Origin of the sequence: Vandammella animalimorsus (genome assembly GCF_002285285.1) — a bacterium.
Lineage (GTDB): Bacteria > Pseudomonadota > Gammaproteobacteria > Burkholderiales > Burkholderiaceae_C > Lampropedia > Lampropedia animalimorsus.
Genome location: NZ_NSJF01000005.1, coordinates 27,565 through 47,847 on the forward strand (window position 1 = coordinate 27,565; position 20,283 = coordinate 47,847).

The following is a 20,283-nucleotide window of genomic DNA, read 5'->3' on the forward strand; positions in this document are numbered from 1 at the left end:
TAGTCAAAATCAAGCAACAAGGAACGAGTCATGCAACTCAATCCAGCAGAAATTTCCGAGCTGATCAAAAGCCGCATCGAAGGGCTGGAATCCAGTGCCGATGTGCGCAATCAAGGGACCGTGGTGTCGGTCACTGATGGCATTGTCCGCGTTCATGGCCTGTCCGAGGTGATGCAGGGTGAAATGCTGGAGTTCCCGGCAGACAAGAGCGGCAACCCCACGTATGGCCTGGCGCTGAACCTGGAGCGCGACTCCGTCGGTGCCGTGATTTTGGGTGAGTATGAGCACATCTCCGAAGGCGATGTGGTCAAGACCACAGGTCGCATTCTGGAAGTGCCCGTTGGCCCCGAGCTGGTGGGGCGCGTGGTCAATGCGCTGGGTCAGCCCATTGACGGCAAGGGCCCGATCAACGCCAAGCAGACCGACGTGATCGAAAAGGTTGCGCCCGGCGTGATTGCCCGCCAGTCTGTGGACCAGCCGCTGCAGACCGGTCTGAAGTCCATCGACTCCATGGTGCCGATCGGCCGTGGCCAGCGTGAGCTGATCATTGGTGACCGCCAGACCGGCAAGACGGCCGTGGCCATCGATGCCATCATCAACCAAAAAGGTCAGGGTGTTACCTGTATTTACGTGGCCATCGGTCAGAAGGCCTCGTCGGTGAAGAACGTGGTGCGCGCTCTGGAGCAGGCCGGCGCCATGGAATACACCATCGTCGTGGCGGCCACGGCTTCGGAGTCGGCCGCGATGCAGTACGTCTCGGCCTATTCGGGCTGCACCATGGGCGAGTACTTCCGTGACCGTGGTCAGGATGCGCTGATCGTTTATGACGATCTGTCCAAGCAGGCCGTGGCCTACCGTCAGGTATCGCTGCTGCTGCGCCGCCCGCCCGGTCGCGAAGCATTCCCTGGCGACGTGTTCTACCTGCACAGCCGCCTGCTGGAGCGCGCTGCCCGCGTGAATGCCGACTACGTCGAGGAATTCACCAAGGGCGAGGTCAAGGGCAAGACCGGCTCGTTGACTGCGCTGCCCATCATCGAAACCCAGGCCGGTGACGTCTCTGCCTTCGTGCCCACCAACGTGATCTCCATCACGGACGGCCAGATCTTCCTGGAAACCAACCTGTTCAACGCAGGCATCCGTCCTGCCATCAACGCTGGTATTTCCGTCTCGCGCGTCGGTGGTGCGGCACAAACCAAGCTGATCAAAGGCCTGTCCGGTGGTATCCGTACCGACTTGGCGCAGTACCGTGAACTGGCAGCGTTCGCCCAGTTCGCCTCTGATCTGGACGAGGCCACACGCAAGCAGCTCGACCGTGGCGCGCGCGTGACCGAACTGCTCAAGCAGCCGCAGTACTCGCCGCTGAACATCGCCTTGATGGCCGCTTCGCTGTTTGCAGTTAACAAGGGCTACCTGGACGACGTCGAGGTCAAGCGCGTGCTGGACTTCGAAAAAGGCCTGCACCAATACCTGCAGACATCGCATGGCGCGTTGCTCGACAAGCTGCTGAGCAACAAGGCGATGGACAAGGATGCGGAAGCCGAGCTGACCTCTGCCATTGAATCCTTCAAGAGATCGTTCGCCTGATTTCAGCGCACTGACCTCAAGTACAGGAGTTTTCTATGGCAGCAGGAAAGGAAATACGCGGCAAGATCAAGTCGGTGGAAAACACCAAGAAGATCACCAAGGCCATGGAAATGGTGGCCGCGTCCAAGATGCGCAAGGCACAGGAGCGCATGCAGGCTGCACGCCCTTATAGCGACAAAATCCGTACCATTGCTGCCCACTTGGCAGCAGCCAACCCTGAGTATCGTCACCCCTTCATGGTGCAAAACGATGCCAAGGCGGCCGGGGTGATTGTCGTGACCACCGACAAGGGGCTGTGTGGCGGCATGAACACCAACGTGTTGCGCGCCGTAACCAACAAGATTGGCGAGTTGCAGAAAAAAGGCGATGCCATCCGTGCGGTGGCCATCGGCGGCAAGGGCTTGGGCTTCCTCAACCGCATCGGCGCGCCGGTGGTGGCTGAAGCCACGGCGCTGGGCGATACCCCGCGCATCGATGCGCTGATCGGCCCCGTCAAGGTGCTGCTCGATGCCTATGTGGCCGGTGAGATCAATGCCGTTTATCTGAGCTACACCCGCTTCATCAACACCATGCGTCAGGAGTCGGTGATTGAGCAGCTTCTGCCGCTGCAGCCGGAACATTTGGCCGCGCAGCCCGGGCAGAAGAAGGCCGCTGACTGGGACTACATCTACGAGCCAGATGCGCAGACGGTCATTGATGAGCTGCTGGTGCGCTACATTGAGTCGTTGATCTACCAAGCGGTAGCCGACAACATGGCTTCGGAGCAATCTGCCCGCATGGTGGCCATGAAGGCCGCCACCGACAACGCAGGCAACGTGATCGACGAACTCAAACTGGTCTACAACAAAACCCGCCAGGCGGCCATTACGACCGAACTGTCGGAAATCGTCGCAGGCGCGGCTGCCGTTTAAACATATTTGATTGGGAATGGAAATGGCTCAAGCTGAAGGAAAAATTGTTCAAGTGATCGGCGCCGTGGTGGACGTGGAGTTTGCGCAGGATGCCGTGCCCCATGTGTTCGATGCGCTGAAGCTGGAAGGCTCTGCGCTGACGCTGGAAGTGCAGCAGCAGCTCGGTGACGGCGTGGTTCGTACCATTGCGCTGGGCTCGTCCGACGGTCTGCGCCGCGGCCTGAAAGTGGTCAACACTGGTAACCCCATCACCGTGCCCGTGGGCCCGGCCACGCTGGGCCGCATCATGGACGTGCTGGGCAACCCCATCGACGAGCGTGGCCCAGTGGACCAGACGCAGACCGCGTCCATCCACCGCAAGCCGCCTGCCTATGACGAGCTCTCTCCATCGCAGGAGCTGTTGGAGACCGGCATCAAGGTGATCGACTTGGTGTGCCCGTTTGCCAAGGGCGGCAAGGTGGGTCTGTTCGGTGGTGCCGGCGTGGGCAAGACCGTAAACATGATGGAGCTCATCAACAACATCGCCAAGGCGCACTCGGGTCTGTCGGTGTTTGCCGGTGTGGGTGAGCGCACCCGTGAGGGCAACGACTTCTACCACGAAATGTCGGATGCCAAGGTGGTCAACCAGGAAAACCTGGCGGATTCCAAGGTGTCCATGGTCTATGGCCAGATGAACGAGCCGCCGGGCAACCGTCTGCGCGTGGCGCTGACCGGCCTGACGATTGCCGAATCCTTCCGTGACGAAGGTCGCGACGTGCTGTTCTTCGTGGACAACATCTACCGCTACACGCTGGCCGGTACCGAGGTGTCCGCGTTGCTGGGCCGTATGCCTTCGGCTGTGGGCTACCAGCCTACGCTGGCCGAGGAGATGGGCCGCCTGCAGGAGCGCATCACCTCGACCAAGGTGGGCTCGATCACCTCGATCCAGGCCGTGTACGTGCCGGCCGATGACTTGACCGATCCTTCACCCGCAACAACGTTTGCGCACTTGGACTCGACAGTGGTGCTCTCGCGTGACATCGCTGCCCTGGGTATTTATCCGGCCGTGGATCCGCTGGACTCGACCAGCCGCCAGCTTGACCCTCAAGTCGTCGGTGAGGAGCACTACCAGGTGGCACGTGCTGTGCAAGGCACGCTGCAGCGCTACAAGGAGCTGCGCGACATCATCGCCATTCTGGGCATGGACGAACTGGCACCGGAAGACAAGCTGGTTGTGGCCCGCGCGCGCAAGATTCAGCGTTTCCTGTCGCAGCCTTTCCACGTGGCCGAAGTCTTCACCGGCTCGCCTGGCAAGTACGTGCCGCTGTCGGAGACCATCCGTGGCTTCAAGATGATCACCAATGGCGAGGTCGATCACCTGCCCGAGCAGGCCTTCTACATGGTGGGCACGATCGACGAAGCCATCGAGAAAGCCAAGAAGCTGGCCTGATTGGCCTGAGGCCATGCGGCCTCGGCCCGCAGGCCCGGAAGCGCGGCTTACCAGTCTGCGTCTGCCCGGGCCTTGCAGGGCTTTGGCACATGGCCTGCCCGGAAACTGTTGCAAGGAACGCCAATGAACACCATTCACGTCGACGTGGTCAGTGCCGAGGAATCCATCTTCTCGGGCGAAGCCAAGTTTGTCGCACTGCCGGGTGAGTCCGGCGAGCTGGGCATTCTGCCGCGCCACGTGCCGCTGATTACCCGCATCAAGCCGGGCTCAGTGCGCATCGAGTTGCCCGATGGCAAGGAAGAGTTCGTTTTCGTGGCCGGTGGCATTCTGGAGGTGCAGCCCGATCGGGTAACCGTGCTGTCCGATACGGCTGTGCGCGGCGCAGATCTGGACGAGGAAAAGGCCAATCGCGCCAAGCAGGCTGCCGAGGATGCGCTGCGCAACGCCAAGAGCGATATTGATCTGGCCGCTGCCCAGTCCGAGTTGGCAGTGTTGGCCGCACAGATTGCGGCATTGCGCAAGTACCGCCAGAAGCGCTGATTGCGCCGCGCTGCGCCTCTTACAGGGCCCAGTCGCTTTCTTGTGCCTGGTTGTTGCGGGCGCAAGCCCTACGGGGCAAAAATTCCAGAAACCGCCAGCAGCAGGCTGCTGGCGGTTTTGTTTTGTGCGCTTGTTTGCATTCGGACGTGTGCGGCAATGAAAAGGCATGGGCCAGCAAAGAGGCTCATGCCTTTTGTGCAACCGGGGCGCGGGGCGGCAGTGGCCCTTTTTTCTTGCGCCCACTTGTGGCTTTTATGGTTTCTTCGCGGCGGCCTTGGCCTGCTCGATCCAGCCGTCGAAGGTGGCTTGGTTGGCGGCAATCCAGCCGTCGACGTGGCGGGCCACCTGGGCGGCGCTGTTTTCGCCTTGCTGCATGCGCAGGTTCTGGGCGTTGACGTCGGCGATGGGCAGCTGCATCAGTGCGAACAGCTTGGCCGCAGCGGGGTTTTGCTGGGCAAACTGCTTGTTGGCTACGATGTGCTGGGTGTTGACCGGGAAGCCGTAGTTCGAGCCATCGGGCAGCTTGGTTTCGACCTTGGCCTGCTCGCCCGGCAGCGAGGTGAAGGGCACTTGCAGCCAGACCACATCGCTGCCGGGTTTGAGCACGCCCGAGACCCAGTACGGCGTCCAGGTGTAATAGAGCACCGGCTGCCCCTGCTTGTAGCGGGCGATGGTGTCGGCGATCAGGGCGGAGTAGCTGCCCTGGTTGTGCGTCACGCTGCCAGCCAGATCGTAGGCCTTGAGGTGGTGCTCGATCACGGCCTCGCAGCCCCAGCCGGGATTGCAGCCGGTCAGGTCGGCCTTGCCGTCCCCATTGGTGTCGAACAGCTTGGCAATCTCGGGCTTCTTGAGCTGCTCCAGATTGTTGATGCCGTGGGCATCGGCGGTTTTCTTGTCGATCAAGTAGCCCTGCAGCGAGTTGGTGACGTAGGTGCCCTCGCGGTAGAACTTGGCATCGCCGCCGGCGTTCTTGTAGAAGTCGTCGTGCAGCGGCTTCCAGTTCACGGCCATGAAGGTGGCGTCGCCATTGGCGATGGCGACGAAGCCGGTGGCGTACTCGGTCTCCTTGATGTCGGCCACTTCATAGCCAAGCTTTTCCAGGGCGCGCGACACCAGCAGGGTCTGGAAGGTTTCCTCGGCGATCGAGCTTTTGATGGGGGTGACGCGCACGCCCTGGCCCGGCAGCTCCTGCGCCTGGGCCGCAGCGCCCAGCCCCAGGCTGAGCAAGGCGGCCATGGTCAGTGGGCGCAGGCCGATGGTGTGCAGGTGTTTCATGGTTCTTCCTTTCGTGTGCGTGGATGAGAAATGACGCCAGCGCGGCGCTGGCGATGCGAAGGGGGCTTTGCACGCTGTGGCGCTGGCACATGCCGGGCCAAGTGCGCTGCTGCCAAGCCTGCAGGCCGTCCTTCAGCAGGGCAGCGCGTTGGGGGCTCATGGCCGCTGGCGCTGCGCGGGAGCCTTCTGGGCCTGTGCGGCCCTGGCTTGTTGCAGCCAGCCGTCGAAGGTAGAGCGGTTGGCCTGAATCCAGGCCTCGGTGTGGCGCTCCAGATCGGCGGGGCTGTTTTCGCCCTGCTGCATGCGCAGATTTTGGGCGTTGATGTCGGCAATGGGGATGCGGGCGATCTCAAACAATTTGGCGGCTGCCGGGTGCTGTTGGGCAAAGCGGCGGTTGGCCACGATGTGTTCGCGGGCAATCGGGAAGCCATAGTTCTTGCCATCGGGCAGCGTGGTTTGGGCCTGCTTGACGTCGCCGCTCAAATCGGGCAGGGCGGTGAAGGGCACCTCCAGCCAGCTCACTTCCTGGCCGGGGCGCAGCACGCCGCTGACCCAATAGGGCGTCCAGGTGTAGTAGAGGATGGGCCGGCCAGCGCGGAAGCGCTCCAGTGTATCGGCCATCAGCGCGTTGTAATTGCCTTGGCGGTGCTCGACGGTCTCGCGCAGCCCATAGGCGCTGAGTTGGTGCTCGATGGCCAGCTCGCAGCCCCAGCCCGGGTTGCAGCCGGTCAGGTCGGCCTTGCCGTTGCCATCGTGGTCGAACAGCCGGGCGATGGCCGGGTCCTTGAGCTGGGCCAGATTGGTGATGCGGTGCTCGGTGGCGGTCTTGCGGTCGATCAGATAGCCTTGCGCGCCGCCGTCGATGAACACGCCCTGGCGGAAGAAGACCCGGTCGCCGCCAGCCTTTTCGTACATGCCTTGGTGCAAGGGCCACCAATTGATGGCGGTGTATGTGGCATCGCCATTGGCAATGGCCAGGTAGGCGGCAGTCAGGTCGGCTTCCAGAATGGGCTGCACGGCAAAGCCCAGCTCTTGCAATGCACGGTTGACTACCATGGTCTGAAAGCTCTCCTCGGCCAGATTGGTTTTGATGGCCTTGACTGGCACGGCCGCAGCTTGAGACTGGGCTGGGGCTGCCGGCAGCAAGGCGGCGCTCAGTAAAACGGCGGCGGTCAAGGGTTGAATCAGGCGGGGCAGGGACATTGACACGGGCCTTCTCCTACAAGAAAAAAGTGTGGGCAGCGCAACACTCAATGGCCATGCGCTGGGCGCGATGCGGCAGCCGCTTTGACTGGTTTTGCGACTGGGTCATGCCTGGCAACGGGTGCTGCAGGGGGACGCTGCACTAATCGCCTCAGCAGACCTAACGGGCCTTGTTGACGCCAGGACTGCCCGGCTCGCCGGGGTTGGCCCATGGTTTGGGTGATGCGGTCGAGCGTGATGGCCAGCAGTACGATGCCCAAGCCGCCTACGGTCGCCAAGCCCATGTCCAGGCGACCGATGCCGCGCAGCACCATCTGCCCCAGGCCGCCGACAGCGATCATCGAAGCAATCACCACCATGGACAGCGACAGCATCAGCGCCTGATTGACGCCAGCCATGATGGAGGGCATGGCCAATGGCAGCTGCACTTTGGCCAGCAGCTGCAGCGGCGAGGCGCCGTAGGCGCGGGCGGCCTCCACCAGATCGGGGCGTACCTGGCGGATCCCGAGATTGGTCAGCCGCACCAGTGGCGGCAGCGCGAACACGATGGTCACGATCACGCCGGGCACGTTGCCGATGCCAAACAGCATTACCACGGGCACCAGGTACACGAAGGCAGGGGTGGTTTGCATGGCGTCGAGCACAGGGCGTGCGATGCGCTGGGCGCGGTCGCTGCTGGCCAGCAAAATACCCATGGGCAATCCGATCAGCAGGCAGAACACCAGTGAGGTGAGCACCAGCGCCAGTGTGACCATGGCCTCGGGCCAGACGCCGAGCATGGCAATGGTCAGCAGCGACAGCAAGGCGCCAATGGCAACGCGCCGCCCAGCAAACTGCCAGGCCAGCAGCGCCAGGATGGCAATCATGCCCAGCGTGGGTACGCTCAGCAGCCCCTGCTCAATGCCGCTGAGCGTGGTGTCGATGGGAGTGCGAATGGTCTGGAAAAAGGGCCGGAAGTGTGCGACGAACCAATTCAGCCCTTGGTTGATCCAGTCCTGCACGGGCAGGCTGCCATCCCAGAGCTGGTGAAGGGCAAATCCATCGGCTGCCGTGCTGGCGTCGGCGTTTGCGCTACTGGAGAGCCAGTCTGCATTGGCGCTGGTGCCGCCACCGCCCCAGGGGTTGGCCGGGCTTGCCGGGGCAGTGGATGGGGCGGGGGCGGCGGAAGCCCAGGGATTGTCCGCTGCTGCTGCGGCCGGGGATGCGGACTGGGAGCTGGCGGTTGGGGCGGCCGTGGCGGCCCAAGGGTTGTCGTGGTGCGTGGAACTCATGCGATACGGGCGATACGGGCGATACGGGAAGAGTGGTGCAGGGGCAGGCTCAGGGTGCGGCGGCGCTGTCGGCGGGCTGGGCCGTGGCGGGCTCGCTGGGCAGCGGCGGGGTTTCCCGATCGAGAAAGCGCAGCAGCCTGGTGCGGCTGACCATGCCCAGCAGCTGCCCGTCCTCGCCCAGCACGGGCAGCGGGTAGCGCGGCTCGGCGGCGCGGCCTACGACATCGGCCACCAGCTCATCGCCACGCACGCTGATGACCTGGGGCAAAAAGGCATCGGACAGTGGCTGCAGCTCGTTGCTGCCATCGCGCGCTTCGCGCAGCGAGTCGATCGAGACGATGCCCTCGAAACGTTGGCCGCGCGAGACCACATAGCCGAACTCGCGGTCCTGCTCTTGCAGAATGCGCAGCGCTGCGCGCAGGCCCTTGCCTGGCTTGATCTCCAGCACGGGCTGCGACAGGCGCGCGATGTCGCTGGCCTTGAACACCATGGATGCATCGACCCCCTTGGTGAAGCTGCGCACGTAGTCATTGGCGGGGTTGCGCAGAATCTGCTCGGGCGTGCCCACTTGCACCACCTGACCGTCTTTCATGATGGCAATGCGGTTGCCAATGCGCATGGCCTCATCCAGATCGTGCGAGATGAAAACAATGGTGCGCGGCTTGGCCTCCTGCAGGCGCAGTAGTTCAGACTGCATGTCTGTGCGGATGATCGGATCCAGCGCCGAAAAGGCCTCGTCCATCAGCAAAATGGACGGATCGGCCGCCAGCGCGCGCGCCAGCCCCACACGCTGCTGCATGCCGCCGGAGAGCTCGTCCGGATAGCTGGCGCCCCAACTGCCCAGGCCGACTTGCTCCAGGGCATCCTGAGCGGCGCGCTGGCGCGTGGGCTTGTCCACGCCGGCCAGCTCCAGGCCCAGGGCCGTGTTGTCCAGCACGCTCATGTGCGGCATCAGCGCAAAGGATTGGAACACCATGCTGATGTCCTTGCGGCGCAAGGCGCGTAGTGCGTTTTCGCTGAGCGCGTTGATGTCCTGCCCGTCCACCAGAATCCGGCCGCTGCTGGGCTCGATCAGCCGGTTGAGCATGCGCACCAGAGTGCTTTTGCCAGAGCCCGACAGGCCCATGATGACGAAAATCTCCCCGGCTTCGATGTCAAAGTGGGCGTCGAATACGCCGATGGATTGGCCGGTGCGCTCCAGAATGGTCTGCTTGTCCAGGCCTTGCCGGGCCAGTGCAATGGCCTGCTCGGGTTTGTCGCCAAAGACTTTGAATACATGTTCGATCTGGATGCTTTTGGCCATCAGGGAGGGGGTCCTTCGTCATTGGTTGGGGGAAAGCAGGCTGGTCTGTCCACCGGGTGCCTGTGGGTGTGCAAGATGCACAAAGGTACGGCTCGTCACAGTGTGGCCCCGGCACCAGCCGCCTGGCAGGCAACGGCATTGCACCGTGCAGGCCATGGGAAATGCGTGGCGGCGCCCCAGCCAGTGTGCGATTTGGCGCCAGCTAGGTTATGGGGGGTAGACAGGCCTGTGCGGTCGAGAGGGCTGGCAGGCCGCAGAGGCAGCATGACAGCCAGAATCGCTCTTGGGGCGTTGGGGTGGCGAAGCCCCCGGTGTTCAGGGGCGCTGGGCGGCTGCCGCACCCGTGCCCGGCGGATTGGCCTTCCTGGCCGCGAAAAGGAAACGAGGTTTGAGATCGGAAGCAAAGTGCTGAGCGGTAAGCAATCCATTATAACTTTAAGGTTTTTACGAGGCAAAAACTATGGTCTTACCGATATTAAGCCAAGTAAAAGACCTGCGATGCGATGGTTTACCCGTAAATGCGCTGTGCAGCGGCCATTGGCTTGCGCGAGAGCGTTTTTGACGCACTAGAATCGCACGTATGTGGCCGGTGCTTTGCAGGCATGGGCGGTGGCAATGCTGCATTTTTGCGGTGGGCCATTGCCGATGCAGACTTACCCGGCGTGATTTGGACTGGCCGGGGGCGGGCGCCATTGCCCCGCCCGGCATTGCCTTCTCAGGATGGATCATGATGAAAAAACGACTCCTTGGCGCTGCTGTCGCCGCTGCCTTGGCGATGGGCTCTTCGATGGCCTGGGCGCAGGATTTGCGCGTGGCCGTGGATCCGACTTATGAGCCCATGGTCTACAAGAATGCCAAGGGCGAGTTGGTAGGCTTCAATATCGACTTCGCCAATGCGCTGTGCGAGGAACTCAAGCGCAAATGCGTGTTTGTTGAGCAGGTTTGGGATGCCATGATTCCTGGCCTGCAAAGTCGCCGCTACGACGTGATCATCAGCGATATGAACATCACTGAAGAGCGCAAGCGCGTGATCGATTTCACTGGCCGTTACTACAAGACGCCCAGCGTCATCGTGGTCAAAAACTCGGTGGACTTCAAGGATCTGGACTCTCTCAAGGGCCTGACCCTGGGCGTGCTCAAGGGCAGCACCATGCAGCGCTATGCCGAGGGCGAGCTGGCCCCCCGTGGCGTGAAACTGATGGGCTATGAGGCGCAGGATCAGGTGTACCTGGACATCAAGTCTGGGCGCCTTGATGGGACGGTGGCCGACAAGATGGAGGTCGATGGCGCCTTCCTGGGCAAGCCTGAAGGCAAGGATTTCAAGGTCGTCGGCCCTGACCTGCTGGACGAGAAGTACTTTGGCGAAGGTATGGGTATTGCACTGCGCAAGGGCCAGCCCGAGCTCAAGGAGCAGCTCAACAAGGGCATCAAGACCCTGCGTGAAAACGGCAAATACCAGGAAATTGCCAAGAAATATTTCGATTTCGACCCGTACGGGGCGGATTGATTGAACGGGCGCGCGCAAAGCATGCCCTTGGGTTTGCTGCCCAGGGCGCAGGCTCGGTGCAGCCACATTCGGCCGATTGGCGCAAAGGAAGGTCTGGCTGGGGCGTTCGCCATGACGCCTCATCCAGGCTTTTGCCGTTGGGCGCTTGGCGTGTGTGCTGACATTGAGTGTGCGGCTGGTGCGTTGGGCGCGTGAACAGGTCTGGTCATGACTGGCTACTATCTTTCCATCCTGCAAGGGGCGCTGCTGACGGTGGCGCTGTCGTTGGCTTCGCTGCTGGTGGCCATCGTGCTGGGGCTGCTGGGGGCGGGGGCCAAGCTCTCGCGCAATCGCTTGGCGATGGCGCTGGGGCAGGTCTACACCACGGTGGTGCGTGGCGTGCCTGAATTGCTGCTGCTGCTCTTGGTGTTCTATGGCGGCACCACGCTGCTCAATCTGCTGCTGGAGCGCCTGGGCTACACGCAGGGCATCTCCATCAATCCGTTCATGGCCGGGGTGCTGACCATTGGCTTCATCTACGGGGCCTATATGACGGAGAACTTCCGTGGCGCCATCAAGGCCATTCCCATCGGCCAGCGCGAGGCCGCCCTGGCGTTTGGCATGCAGCGCTGGCAGGTGTTTCGCCGCATCACGCTGCCGCAGATGATCCGCTACGTGGTGCCCAGCTTCACCAACAGCTGGATGGCGCTGATCAAGGCCACGGCTTTGGTCAGCCTGATCAATCTGCAAGACATGACCTATCTGGCCACGCAGGCTGGTCGCGCCACGCGCGAGCCCTTCCTGTTCATTTTGCTGGTGGCGGGCATTTATTTGCTGTTCACCAGCCTGTCGCTGTGGGTGCTGCGCAAGATCCATGCGCGCTACAGTTTGGGCAGCGAGACCATCAGCCTATGAGTGGGAGTGACGCATGCAATGGGCTGTGATTTTTGAGCCTGCAACCCTGCAGCTGTATTTCAAGGGCTTGTGGAGCACGTTTGCTATGCTGGCCGGCTTGCTGCTGGCAGGTGGCATTGCCGGCGTGGTGTTTGCGCTGATGCTGGTGTCACGCTCTTGGATACTGCAGCGCATAGCCTCGACCTTCACCTACTTTGTGCGTGGCACGCCGCTGCTGATCCAGATTTACCTGATCTATTTCGGTATCGCCCAGCTGCAGTGGGTACAGGCGCTGTGGGACACGGTCTGGCCGCTGACGCATTTCAAGAATCCGCTGTTTTGCGCCATGCTGGCTTTCAGCATCAACCACGCGGGCTATTTGGCGGAAATCCTGGCCGGGGCGATTCGCGATACCAGCCGTGGCGAGGTGGAGGCCGCCTACGCCATGGGCATGGGGCGTTGGCAAGTCATGCGGCGCATTGTCCTGCCCAGCGCCATGCGCCGTGCGCTGCCGCCCTACAGCAATGAAGTAATGCAGATGATGCACGGCACGAGTCTGGCCAGTTCAGTGCCAGGGCTGTTCGAGTTGACCTCGGCAGCCAGCAAGGTCAACCGCGATTACTATCTGACTTTCGAGGCGTATCTGTTTGCTGCCGCGCTGTACTTGGTCGTCACTTTCACGATGATGGGCCTGTTCCGCCTGGCCGAGAAGCGCTATACGGCCTATCTACAGCCCCATTCGCACTGAACCCACGAGGCAACCAGGCATGACCATGACAGAGCACGCACCCGCCGACATCCAGCTCCAGGTGCTGGACATCCACAAGAATTATGGCGAGCATCAGGTGCTGCGCGGCGTGTCACTGTCGGCTCGCGCAGGCGATGTGATCAGCATCATCGGCAGCTCGGGCTCGGGCAAAAGCACCTTTTTGCGCTGCATGAACCTGCTTGAACGCCCCAACCAGGGGCGCATTTTGCTCAAGGGCGAAGAGCTGGGCCTGCGCAAGCAGGCCGATGGCGAGCTTCATGCCGCAGACATGGCCCAGCTGCAGCGCTTTCGCACCAAGCTGGCCATGGTGTTCCAGCACTTCAATCTGTGGGCCCACATGACCGTGCTGCAAAACATCATCGAGGCGCCAGTGCACGTGCTCAAGCAGCCCAAGGCCCAGGCGCTGGAGGCTGCTGCGCGTTATTTGGACATGGTAGGGCTGACAGGCCAGGGCGACAAATACCCCAGCCAACTCTCGGGCGGGCAGCAGCAACGCGTGGCGATCGCCCGCGCCCTGGCCGTGGAGCCTGAGGTGCTGCTGTTTGACGAGCCCACCAGCGCGCTCGATCCGGAGCTGGTGGGTGAGGTGCTGCGCATCATGCAGTTACTGGCTCAGCAAGGGCGCACCATGGTGGTCGTGACGCACGAGATGGGCTTTGCGCGCGAGGTCTCCAACCATCTGGTGTTCCTGCACCAAGGCCGCATCGAAGAGCAGGGTGATCCGCGCCAGGTACTGGCCAACCCCAGCAGCGAGCGGCTGGCCAAGTTCCTCTCCGGCAATCTCAAGTGAGGTTGCAGACAGGTACTCAGAAACCCGCCCGAAAAGTCCTCGCAGATGCGAGGACTTTTTTGATTGTGGAGGTCAGAACTGCGTGGGTGGGGAGGCGTTGCGCTTGACCTTGGGCCGCTGCAGGCGTTGCTCGTCCTTCCACTGCGCATTGCTGGGCGCCTGATCGAGGCGGATGTGCGCCACCAGACCGCCGCTGCTGGCATTGGTCAGGGAAAAGCGCCCGCCCATGCGCTGCACTGTCTTGTCCACGATGGACAGGCCCAGGCCGGCACCGGCTGCGGCCGTGCGGGCGCTGTCGCCACGGAAGAAGGGCTTGAGCAGATTGCCCAGCTCCGCCTCAGGCACGCCGGCGCCGTGGTCGCGGATTTTGAGCAGCACGTATTTGGAGCCTGAAAATTCGCTGGCGACGATCTCCACCTGCGCGATGCCTGTCTCTGGCGTCTTGCCGTAACGGCGAGCGTTCTCGAGCAAATTGGTGACGACACGCGAGAGCTCGATTTCATCGGCGTAGACGTACAAATCGCCCGGCACGCGGGTGCTGATCTCCATCTCGCCCAACTCCTGGATGGAGAACACGCAGTTGGAGACGATGCTTTGCAGGTTGACGCTGTTGCGCTTGCCGGACACCGGGCGGGCGTAATCCATGAACTTGTCGATGATGGCATCGAGCTGCACGATGTCGGCCACCATGTGCTCGCGCGCCAGCTCGTCGGCCACGCTCATCTCCGTCTCCAGCCGCAACCGCGCCAGCGGCGTGCGCAGGTCGTGCGAAATGCCCGCCAGCATCACGGCGCGATCCTGCTCGACCTTGGAGAGCTGTTCGGCCATGCGGTTGAAGCCGATGTTCACTGCGCGGATCTCGCTGGTGGCCACCTCCTCGTTGAGCTGGCTGTTGCCGAAATCGCCTGAGCCCAGGCGGAAGGTGGCATTGGACAGCTCCTTGATCGGCTTGTTGAGCAGCCGCGTGATGACCGCCGCGCCAGCCAGCGAGATGCCCACCGCCGCCATCAGCCACAACAGCACGGTGCGCCCGCCCACCGGGCTCAGGCGCGAGCTGTCCATCAACAGCCAGGTGTAGTCGTCGCCCAGGCGAAAGCTCACCCACAGCCCGGGGGTGCCATTGACCTTCTTGGCCACCAGGGTCTCCATGCCCAGGCGGTTGCGCAATTCGGCGCTGAGCTTGTTACCCAATGCCGAATCGGTCATCAGCTCATAGGTGTCTGCCGGCTCATGTGGCTGAATGCGCATACCCTCCTGCTCTGACAGCGTCTTGAGCAGTGAGACGCGTGCGATCGCGTCCGAGTGCGTCAACCCGGCACGGCTGAGATTGACCATGGTGGCAATCTGCTTTGCCGTGTGCAGCGTGCGTGGCTCGAATTCCAGGGCGCGAAATGATTGAATCCAGACCACGATGGTGGCCACCAGCAGCAGCGACAGCAGGATGAAGGTGCGCCAGAACAGGCTGAGGTGGATGCGGCGCTGGCGCGCTCCATGGGTTTCTTCAAGCGGCGCATCGTCGTCATCGGTGGAAGCGAGGGTTTTCATGGTGGCAGTGTAAAAACGGTGCGACACAGCGGCGTGAGGCACCCTTGTTCTACGTAAAAGCGGCCGGGGCCAAGGCATTCACTGCTTCAGGCAAGCGGTTGCATGGCCGCATGCGCACAGCAAAACCGGGCCATTGTGGCCCGGTTCATGGTTGCAAGCGGCACTCTGTCTGACTATGGTGCAGCGGTCTCTTGACCATGTGTGCGAACTTGACAAGTTCAGGGCGGAGGCGCGGCGGCTTGCCCACACAAGGATTTCCTCTTTCTTTGTCAGTGGGTCAGTGGTTTCCGTCAGGCACGAACACGTAGCCCACGCCCCAGACCGTCTGGATGTAACGCGGCGAGGTCGCGTCCTCCTCAATCAGCTTGCGCAGTCGCGAGACTTGCACATCCAGGCTGCGGTCAAAGGGCTCAAACTCGCGCCCGCGGGCCAGCAGGGCCAGCTTCTCGCGCGAGAGCGGCTGGCGCGGGTGGCGCACCAGGGCCTTGAGCATGGCGAACTCGCCCGTGGTCAGCGGCAATTCTTCACCATTCTTGTGCAGCGTGCGGGCGCCCATGTCGAAGCGGAAGGCGCCGAAATTGACGATGGCGTTGTCGCCTGCTGGCGCACCCGGCGCCTCCATGGTTGGGCGGCGACGCAGTACAGCGTGGATGCGAGCCAACAGCTCTCGTGGGTTGAAGGGCTTGCCCACATAGTCGTCAGCGCCTACTTCCAGGCCAACGATGCGGTCCACGTCTTCGCTCTTGGCCGTGAGCATGATGATCGGGGTGCGGTCGTTGTTGCCGCGCAGACGCCGACAAATGGACAGACCGTCTTCACCCGGCAGCATCAAATCGAGCACCAGTAAATCAAACGTCTCGCGCAGCATGATGCGATTGAGCGCCTTGCCATCTTCGGCCACCATGACCTCGAAACCTTCCTGAGCCAGGTAGCGGCGCAGCAGATCACGGATGCGCGCATCGTCATCAACCACCAGAATCTTGTCGCCACGCCCTGCCGTCGTTGGCTGTGTGGCGACATGTTCGGGCAGGGTGTCGTTTTCGGTGTTCATAAATTCACTGTTCAAAAAGGTGATGCCATGCGCGAAAGCCGGAAATGTCGACCAGGGGACAGTGTGAGCCTTTGAGCCCGCACCAGAGTCATCCGCCTTTGCGCAGCGCTGTGTCGGATATTGTGACAAGCTAAAAATTTCATGGGCAGCGCTAACCCATTGATTTGAATAATTGTTACATTTCTTTCCGCTGAGGGGCAAAACCAGTTGAGGGCTTGCCCGGCAGTGGAAACAGGCTCTAGAGCGTGTTATGCACTTTGCACCTCCCGCGAGAGCGCCCCGGCGTGTGCAGTGCAAGGCGCCGTTTGCGCCGCAGCCTGACGGGCTGCAAGGAAACGGCAACGCCGCAATGCGCGTGCCGGGGCGCTCTCCCTTAGGGCTGGCCCCAAAACCATGCACTCGCCGCGTTGGCACGCTTGCCAAGGCAGCCAGCCTTGGCGGCGCGCGCCGCCTTGCGATGACACGGTTTTGGGGCCAGCGCGGGGGGCGAAAAGTGCATCACACGCTCTAAATCGCAACAACCCTTGGAACGAACGCATATCCGATAGGCACTTCCCCCACCCATTGAGCGTTGTATGCAGTGCCGCCCGAGCTGGGGCGGTGGGTACGATGGCGTCACGCGGGTTTTGGGTTTTGGGGCCAGCGGTGGGTTTGTTCCCAGGCCCAGGCATGCGCGATGATGGTGTGCAAGTCGGCATAGCGCGGTTGCCAGCCCAGCAGCTCGCGCGCCAGACGGCTATCGGCCACCAGGCGCGCCGGGTCGCCCGGCCGGCGTGGCTCCAGACGCACGGTGATGTCGCGACCGGTGACCTGGCGTGCAGCCTCGATCACCTCTAGAACCGAAAAGCCCTGGCCATTGCCCAGGTTCAGGCGCAGGCTGGGGCCGCCTGCGAGCAGGTGTTGCAGCGCCAGGGCATGGGCCTGGCACAGGTCGTCGATGTGGATGTAGTCGCGGATGCAGCTGCCATCGGGCGTGTCGTAGTCCGTGCCGAACACCGAGATGGCCGCGCGCCGTCCGGCAGCGGCCTGCAGCACCAGCGGGATCAGGTGTGTCTCGGGCACATGGCGCTCGCCCAACTCGCCCTCGGGGTCAGCGCCGGCCGCATTGAAATAGCGCAGGCAGACCGACTTCAGCCCATAGGCCTGGTCAAAATCCTCTAGCATCTGCTCGGCCATCCACTTGCTGCGCCCATAAGGGTTGATGGGTTGCTTGGGATGCTCTTCGTCGATGGGCACTTGCTGTGGGTTGCCATAAACGGCCGCCGTCGAAGAGAAGATGAAGCGCTGCACGCCAGCCGTGCGCATGGTCTGCAGCAACGTCAGCGTGGCGGCCACATTGTTGGCGTAGTACTTGGCAGGCTCCGTCACCGACTCGCCGACCTGGATGAAAGAGGCAAAGTGCATCACCGCATCGAAGCGGTGCCGCGCGAACAATTGCGCCAGCAGGCCAGCGTCGGCTGCCGAGCCAACGACCAGCTCGGCGCTGGCCACGACCGCATCGGCGTAGCCGGCCGAGAGGTCATCGAGCACGACCACGGCCAAGCCTTGTTGGCACAAATGTTTCACCATGTGCGAACCGATGTAGCCGGCGCCGCCGACGACGAGAATCTTGTGGGCAGAAGCTGGAGTGGGCATGGCTGGTGTTCGTCGTGATGGGGTGATGGCCGTAGAAAGAAATAAGTCCCGCCTTGGGGTTGGTTGAGATTGCGTGCTGCAGCAGTGCTTGCGGTCAAAAACAGCAATTGCTGCGTTTTCGGCGTCTTCGCCTTGCATTTGCGGCTTTTGCCTCGAAAAACCGCTTTGCAAACCCAATCTCAGCAATTCCTAGGCTTGTGTGCACAGGCGCGCAGCACAAGTGCTGCGAGGCGGGCTGTGCATAAGGGCGCATGGGCATGCAAGCGTAGCAAAGCCAGGCGCGCGAGACGCGCAAAAAATTTGCGAAGCAGTCCCTTGAAATGGCTTTTTTCGTCCGTATCATTAGCACTCGTTGCGGGTGAGTGCTAGCAGTTGTTTTGCTGTGACTTGCCCAGCCAATGGGGTCTGCAATCCTCAGCACGCCGCGTATCAGTGGATGCGACAGACCCGCCGTTCAATTTTTTGCAATTCTCAGGAGAGAACACATGGCTCTGCGTCCTTTGCACGATCGCGTGATCGTCAAGCGTCTGGAAAACGAAACCACCACTGCTTCGGGCATCGTCATCCCCGATAACGCCGCTGAAAAGCCCGATCAGGGCGAAGTGCTGGCTGTGGGCCCTGGCAAGCGCGACGACGATGGCGACCGCCTGTCCATGGACGTGAAAGTCGGCGACCGCGTGCTGTTCGGCAAGTACAGTGGCCAGTCCGTCAAGGTTGACGGCCAGGAAGTGCTGGTGCTCAAGGAAGACGACATCTTCGCCGTCGTCGAGAAGTAATCCCGCGCCCGCCGCACCCATTCATTTTTTTGAGCCTGGCTCCGCCCCAGCAGTGCGGTCAGCGCTCATTCCCACTGGAGATTTTTCAAAATGGCAGCAAAAGACGTAGTTTTCGGCACCGATGCACGCACTCGCATCGTCGAAGGTGTCAACATCCTGGCCAACGCCGTCAAGGTCACCCTGGGCCCCAAGGGCCGCAACGTGGTGCTGGAGCGCTCCTTCGGCGCCCCCACTGTGACCAAGGACGGTGTGTCCGTGGCCAAGGAAATCGAGCTCAAGGACAAGCTGCAGAACATCGGCGCTCAGCTGGTCAAGGAAGTGGCTTCCAAGACCAACGACATCGCCGGTGACGGCACTACCACCGCCACCGTGCTGGCCCAGTCCATCGTGCGCGAAGGCCTGAAGTACGTGGCCGCTGGCCACAGCCCGATCGAAGTCAAGCGCGGCATCGACAAGGCCGTGGCCGAGCTGGTCGAGCAGCTGAAGAAGCAATCCAAGCAAATCACCACTTCCAAGGAAATCGCCCAGGTTGGCTCCATCTCCGCCAACAGCGATGAGGACGTGGGCAAGATCATTGCCGAAGCCATGGACAAAGTGGGCAAGGAAGGCGTGATCACCGTGGAAGAAGGCAAGAGCCTGAACAATGAGCTGGACGTCGTCGAAGGCATGCAATTCGACCGCGGCTACCTCAGCCCCTACTTCATCAACAACCCCGACAAGCAAGTGGCGGTGCTGGACAACCCCTTCGTGCTGCTGTTCGACAAGAAGATCAGCAACATCCGCGACCTGCTGCCCACGCTGGAAGCCGTCGCTAAGGCCAGCCGTCCGCTGCTGATCATTGCTGAGGACGTTGAGGGTGAGGCCCTGGCCACGCTGGTGGTCAACACCATCCGCGGCATCCTGAAAGTCGTGGCCGTCAAGGCCCCCGGCTTTGGCGACCGCCGCAAGGCCATCCTGGAAGACATCGCCATCCTGACGGGCGGCAAGGTCATCGCTGAGGAAGTGGGCCTGAGCCTGGAGAAGGTGACCCTGGCCGACCTGGGCCAAGCCAAGCGCATCGAAGTGGGCAAGGAAAACACCACCATCATCGACGGCGAAGGCAAGGCCGACGACATCGAGGCGCGCGTCAAGCAAATCCGCATCCAGATCGAAGAAGCCACCAGCGACTACGACCGTGAGAAGCTGCAAGAGCGCGTGGCCAAGCTCGCTGGCGGCGTGGCCGTGATCAAGGTCGGCGCAGCCACCGAAGTGGAAATGAAGGAGAAGAAGGCCCGCGTCGAAGACGCCCTGCACGCCACCCGCGCTGCCGTGGAAGAAGGTATCGTCGCTGGCGGCGGCGTGGCTCTGCTGCGCGCCAAGTCTGCCGTGGAAGGCAAACTCAAGGGCGACAACGCAGAGCAGGAAGCGGGCATCCGCCTGATCCTCAAGGCCATCGAGGCGCCGCTGCGTGAAATCGTCGCCAACGCCGGTGGCGAGCCCTCCGTGGTGGTCAACAAGGTGCTGGAAGGCCAGGGCAACTTCGGCTTCAACGCCGCCAACGACAGCTATGGCGACATGCTGGAGCTGGGCATTCTGGACCCCACCAAGGTCACCCGCACTGCGCTGCAAAACGCCGCTTCCGTGGCCTCGCTGCTCCTCACGACCGAAGCCGTGATCGCCGAAGCCCCGAAGGAGGACGCGCCGGCAGCCCCCGCCATGCCCGACATGGGCGGCATGGGCGGCTTCTGATGCGCCATTGACGACACCGGCCTGATCTGCCTGATCGGCCGGTCTGTCAAGCGGCGCCCTGGCCCACACCCTTGTACAAGAGAGGTGGCGGCC

At 62.2% G+C, this 20,283-nt stretch carries 17 protein-coding genes; 10 read left to right on the forward strand and 7 right to left on the reverse strand.

What is annotated here, in order from left to right:
* Positions 1-30: 30 nt before the first annotated feature.
* The 4 genes from atpA (at position 31) to CK620_RS09810 (ending at position 4,464) form a co-directional block, all read left to right on the forward strand.
* Complete coding sequence (atpA, locus tag CK620_RS09795; protein ID WP_095543231.1) at positions 31-1,584, forward strand: F0F1 ATP synthase subunit alpha; 1,554 nt, start codon at positions 31-33, stop codon at positions 1,582-1,584.
* A 35-nt stretch (positions 1,585-1,619) separates the two neighbouring features.
* Complete coding sequence (gene atpG, locus CK620_RS09800) at positions 1,620-2,495, forward strand: F0F1 ATP synthase subunit gamma (RefSeq protein WP_095543232.1); 876 nt, start codon at positions 1,620-1,622, stop codon at positions 2,493-2,495.
* A gap of 22 nt (positions 2,496-2,517) precedes the next feature.
* The gene (atpD, locus tag CK620_RS09805) at positions 2,518-3,924 is read left to right on the forward strand and encodes a F0F1 ATP synthase subunit beta (RefSeq protein ID WP_095540264.1); all 1,407 of its coding nucleotides are present in this window, start codon (positions 2,518-2,520) and stop codon (positions 3,922-3,924) included.
* Between the two features lie 123 nt (positions 3,925-4,047).
* Positions 4,048-4,464, forward strand: coding sequence for a F0F1 ATP synthase subunit epsilon (locus CK620_RS09810; protein ID WP_095540190.1), 417 nt, complete (start codon positions 4,048-4,050; stop codon positions 4,462-4,464).
* Positions 4,465-4,716: 252 nt separating this feature from the next.
* Here CK620_RS09810 and proX (CK620_RS09815) read toward each other — a convergent pair whose 3' ends face one another.
* From proX (CK620_RS09815) to proV, 4 genes are all read right to left on the reverse strand, one after another.
* Complete coding sequence (gene proX / locus CK620_RS09815; RefSeq protein WP_179290640.1) at positions 4,717-5,700, reverse strand: glycine betaine/L-proline ABC transporter substrate-binding protein ProX; 984 nt, start codon at positions 5,698-5,700, stop codon at positions 4,717-4,719.
* A gap of 195 nt (positions 5,701-5,895) precedes the next feature.
* Positions 5,896-6,942, reverse strand: a complete 1,047-nt coding sequence (proX, locus tag CK620_RS09820; RefSeq protein ID WP_095550159.1) for a glycine betaine/L-proline ABC transporter substrate-binding protein ProX — start codon at positions 6,940-6,942, stop codon at positions 5,896-5,898.
* Positions 6,943-6,989: 47 nt separating this feature from the next.
* Positions 6,990-8,213, reverse strand: coding sequence for a glycine betaine/L-proline ABC transporter permease ProW (gene proW, locus CK620_RS09825; RefSeq protein WP_095550160.1), 1,224 nt, complete (start codon positions 8,211-8,213; stop codon positions 6,990-6,992).
* Positions 8,214-8,262: 49 nt separating this feature from the next.
* Positions 8,263-9,516 carry a glycine betaine/L-proline ABC transporter ATP-binding protein ProV gene (gene proV, locus CK620_RS09830; protein WP_095550161.1) on the reverse strand — a complete coding sequence of 418 codons (1,254 nt, stop codon included), beginning with the start codon at positions 9,514-9,516 and terminating at the stop codon, positions 8,263-8,265.
* Between the two features lie 730 nt (positions 9,517-10,246).
* On the opposite strand from proV, the gene CK620_RS09835 reads away from it, so the two are divergent.
* The 4 genes from CK620_RS09835 (at position 10,247) to CK620_RS09850 (ending at position 13,455) form a co-directional block, all read left to right on the forward strand.
* A complete protein-coding gene (locus tag CK620_RS09835; RefSeq protein ID WP_095550333.1) occupies positions 10,247-11,023 on the forward strand; it encodes a transporter substrate-binding domain-containing protein in 777 nt (258 codons plus the stop codon).
* A 207-nt stretch (positions 11,024-11,230) separates the two neighbouring features.
* The gene (locus CK620_RS09840) at positions 11,231-11,917 is read left to right on the forward strand and encodes an ABC transporter permease (protein WP_095550162.1); all 687 of its coding nucleotides are present in this window, start codon (positions 11,231-11,233) and stop codon (positions 11,915-11,917) included.
* A 13-nt stretch (positions 11,918-11,930) separates the two neighbouring features.
* Positions 11,931-12,644 carry an ABC transporter permease gene (locus CK620_RS09845; protein ID WP_095543237.1) on the forward strand — a complete coding sequence of 238 codons (714 nt, stop codon included), beginning with the start codon at positions 11,931-11,933 and terminating at the stop codon, positions 12,642-12,644.
* Positions 12,645-12,663: 19 nt separating this feature from the next.
* A complete protein-coding gene (locus CK620_RS09850; protein ID WP_275250708.1) occupies positions 12,664-13,455 on the forward strand; it encodes an ABC transporter ATP-binding protein in 792 nt (263 codons plus the stop codon).
* A 72-nt stretch (positions 13,456-13,527) separates the two neighbouring features.
* Here CK620_RS09850 and CK620_RS09855 read toward each other — a convergent pair whose 3' ends face one another.
* From CK620_RS09855 to galE, 3 genes are all read right to left on the reverse strand, one after another.
* Positions 13,528-15,000, reverse strand: a complete 1,473-nt coding sequence (locus CK620_RS09855) for an ATP-binding protein (protein ID WP_095550163.1) — start codon at positions 14,998-15,000, stop codon at positions 13,528-13,530.
* A gap of 277 nt (positions 15,001-15,277) precedes the next feature.
* Complete coding sequence (ompR, locus tag CK620_RS09860; protein ID WP_095543251.1) at positions 15,278-16,051, reverse strand: osmolarity response regulator transcription factor OmpR; 774 nt, start codon at positions 16,049-16,051, stop codon at positions 15,278-15,280.
* Between the two features lie 615 nt (positions 16,052-16,666).
* Entirely contained in the window at positions 16,667-17,686 is a 1,020-nt protein-coding gene (gene galE, locus CK620_RS09865) for a UDP-glucose 4-epimerase GalE (protein WP_095550164.1), read from the reverse strand.
* 485 nt (positions 17,687-18,171) lie between these two features.
* Here galE and groES point away from each other — a divergent pair, with 485 nt between their 5' ends.
* Positions 18,172-18,462 (forward strand): co-chaperone GroES, encoded by a 291-nt coding sequence (groES, locus tag CK620_RS09870; protein ID WP_095540217.1) that lies wholly within the window; start codon positions 18,172-18,174, stop codon positions 18,460-18,462.
* A gap of 90 nt (positions 18,463-18,552) precedes the next feature.
* Entirely contained in the window at positions 18,553-20,190 is a 1,638-nt protein-coding gene (gene groL, locus CK620_RS09875) for a chaperonin GroEL (RefSeq protein WP_095550165.1), read from the forward strand.
* Positions 20,191-20,283: the final 93 nt, after the last annotated feature.

Bases quoted from the DNA above. Each gene is read 5' to 3' on its own strand.
- CK620_RS09835 (WP_095550333.1), top strand. From the start codon at position 10,247: ATGAAAAAACGACTCCTTGGCGCTGCTGTCGCCGCTGCCTTGGCGATG.
- CK620_RS09810 (WP_095540190.1), top strand. From the start codon at position 4,048: ATGAACACCATTCACGTCGACGTGGTCAGTGCCGAGGAATCCATCTTC.
- proV (WP_095550161.1), bottom strand. From the start codon at position 9,516: ATGGCCAAAAGCATCCAGATCGAACATGTATTCAAAGTCTTTGGCGAC.
- CK620_RS09855 (WP_095550163.1), bottom strand. From the start codon at position 15,000: ATGAAAACCCTCGCTTCCACCGATGACGACGATGCGCCGCTTGAAGAA.
- CK620_RS09845 (WP_095543237.1), top strand. From the start codon at position 11,931: ATGCAATGGGCTGTGATTTTTGAGCCTGCAACCCTGCAGCTGTATTTC.
- galE (WP_095550164.1), bottom strand. From the start codon at position 17,686: ATGCCCACTCCAGCTTCTGCCCACAAGATTCTCGTCGTCGGCGGCGCC.
- groL (WP_095550165.1), top strand. From the start codon at position 18,553: ATGGCAGCAAAAGACGTAGTTTTCGGCACCGATGCACGCACTCGCATC.
- atpG (WP_095543232.1), top strand. From the start codon at position 1,620: ATGGCAGCAGGAAAGGAAATACGCGGCAAGATCAAGTCGGTGGAAAAC.
- atpD (WP_095540264.1), top strand. From the start codon at position 2,518: ATGGCTCAAGCTGAAGGAAAAATTGTTCAAGTGATCGGCGCCGTGGTG.
- atpA (WP_095543231.1), top strand. From the start codon at position 31: ATGCAACTCAATCCAGCAGAAATTTCCGAGCTGATCAAAAGCCGCATC.
- proX (WP_095550159.1), bottom strand. From the start codon at position 6,942: ATGTCCCTGCCCCGCCTGATTCAACCCTTGACCGCCGCCGTTTTACTG.
- CK620_RS09840 (WP_095550162.1), top strand. From the start codon at position 11,231: ATGACTGGCTACTATCTTTCCATCCTGCAAGGGGCGCTGCTGACGGTG.
- CK620_RS09850 (WP_275250708.1), top strand. From the start codon at position 12,664: ATGACCATGACAGAGCACGCACCCGCCGACATCCAGCTCCAGGTGCTG.
- proX (WP_179290640.1), bottom strand. From the start codon at position 5,700: ATGGCCGCCTTGCTCAGCCTGGGGCTGGGCGCTGCGGCCCAGGCGCAG.
- groES (WP_095540217.1), top strand. From the start codon at position 18,172: ATGGCTCTGCGTCCTTTGCACGATCGCGTGATCGTCAAGCGTCTGGAA.
- proW (WP_095550160.1), bottom strand. From the start codon at position 8,213: ATGAGTTCCACGCACCACGACAACCCTTGGGCCGCCACGGCCGCCCCA.
- ompR (WP_095543251.1), bottom strand. From the start codon at position 16,051: ATGAACACCGAAAACGACACCCTGCCCGAACATGTCGCCACACAGCCA.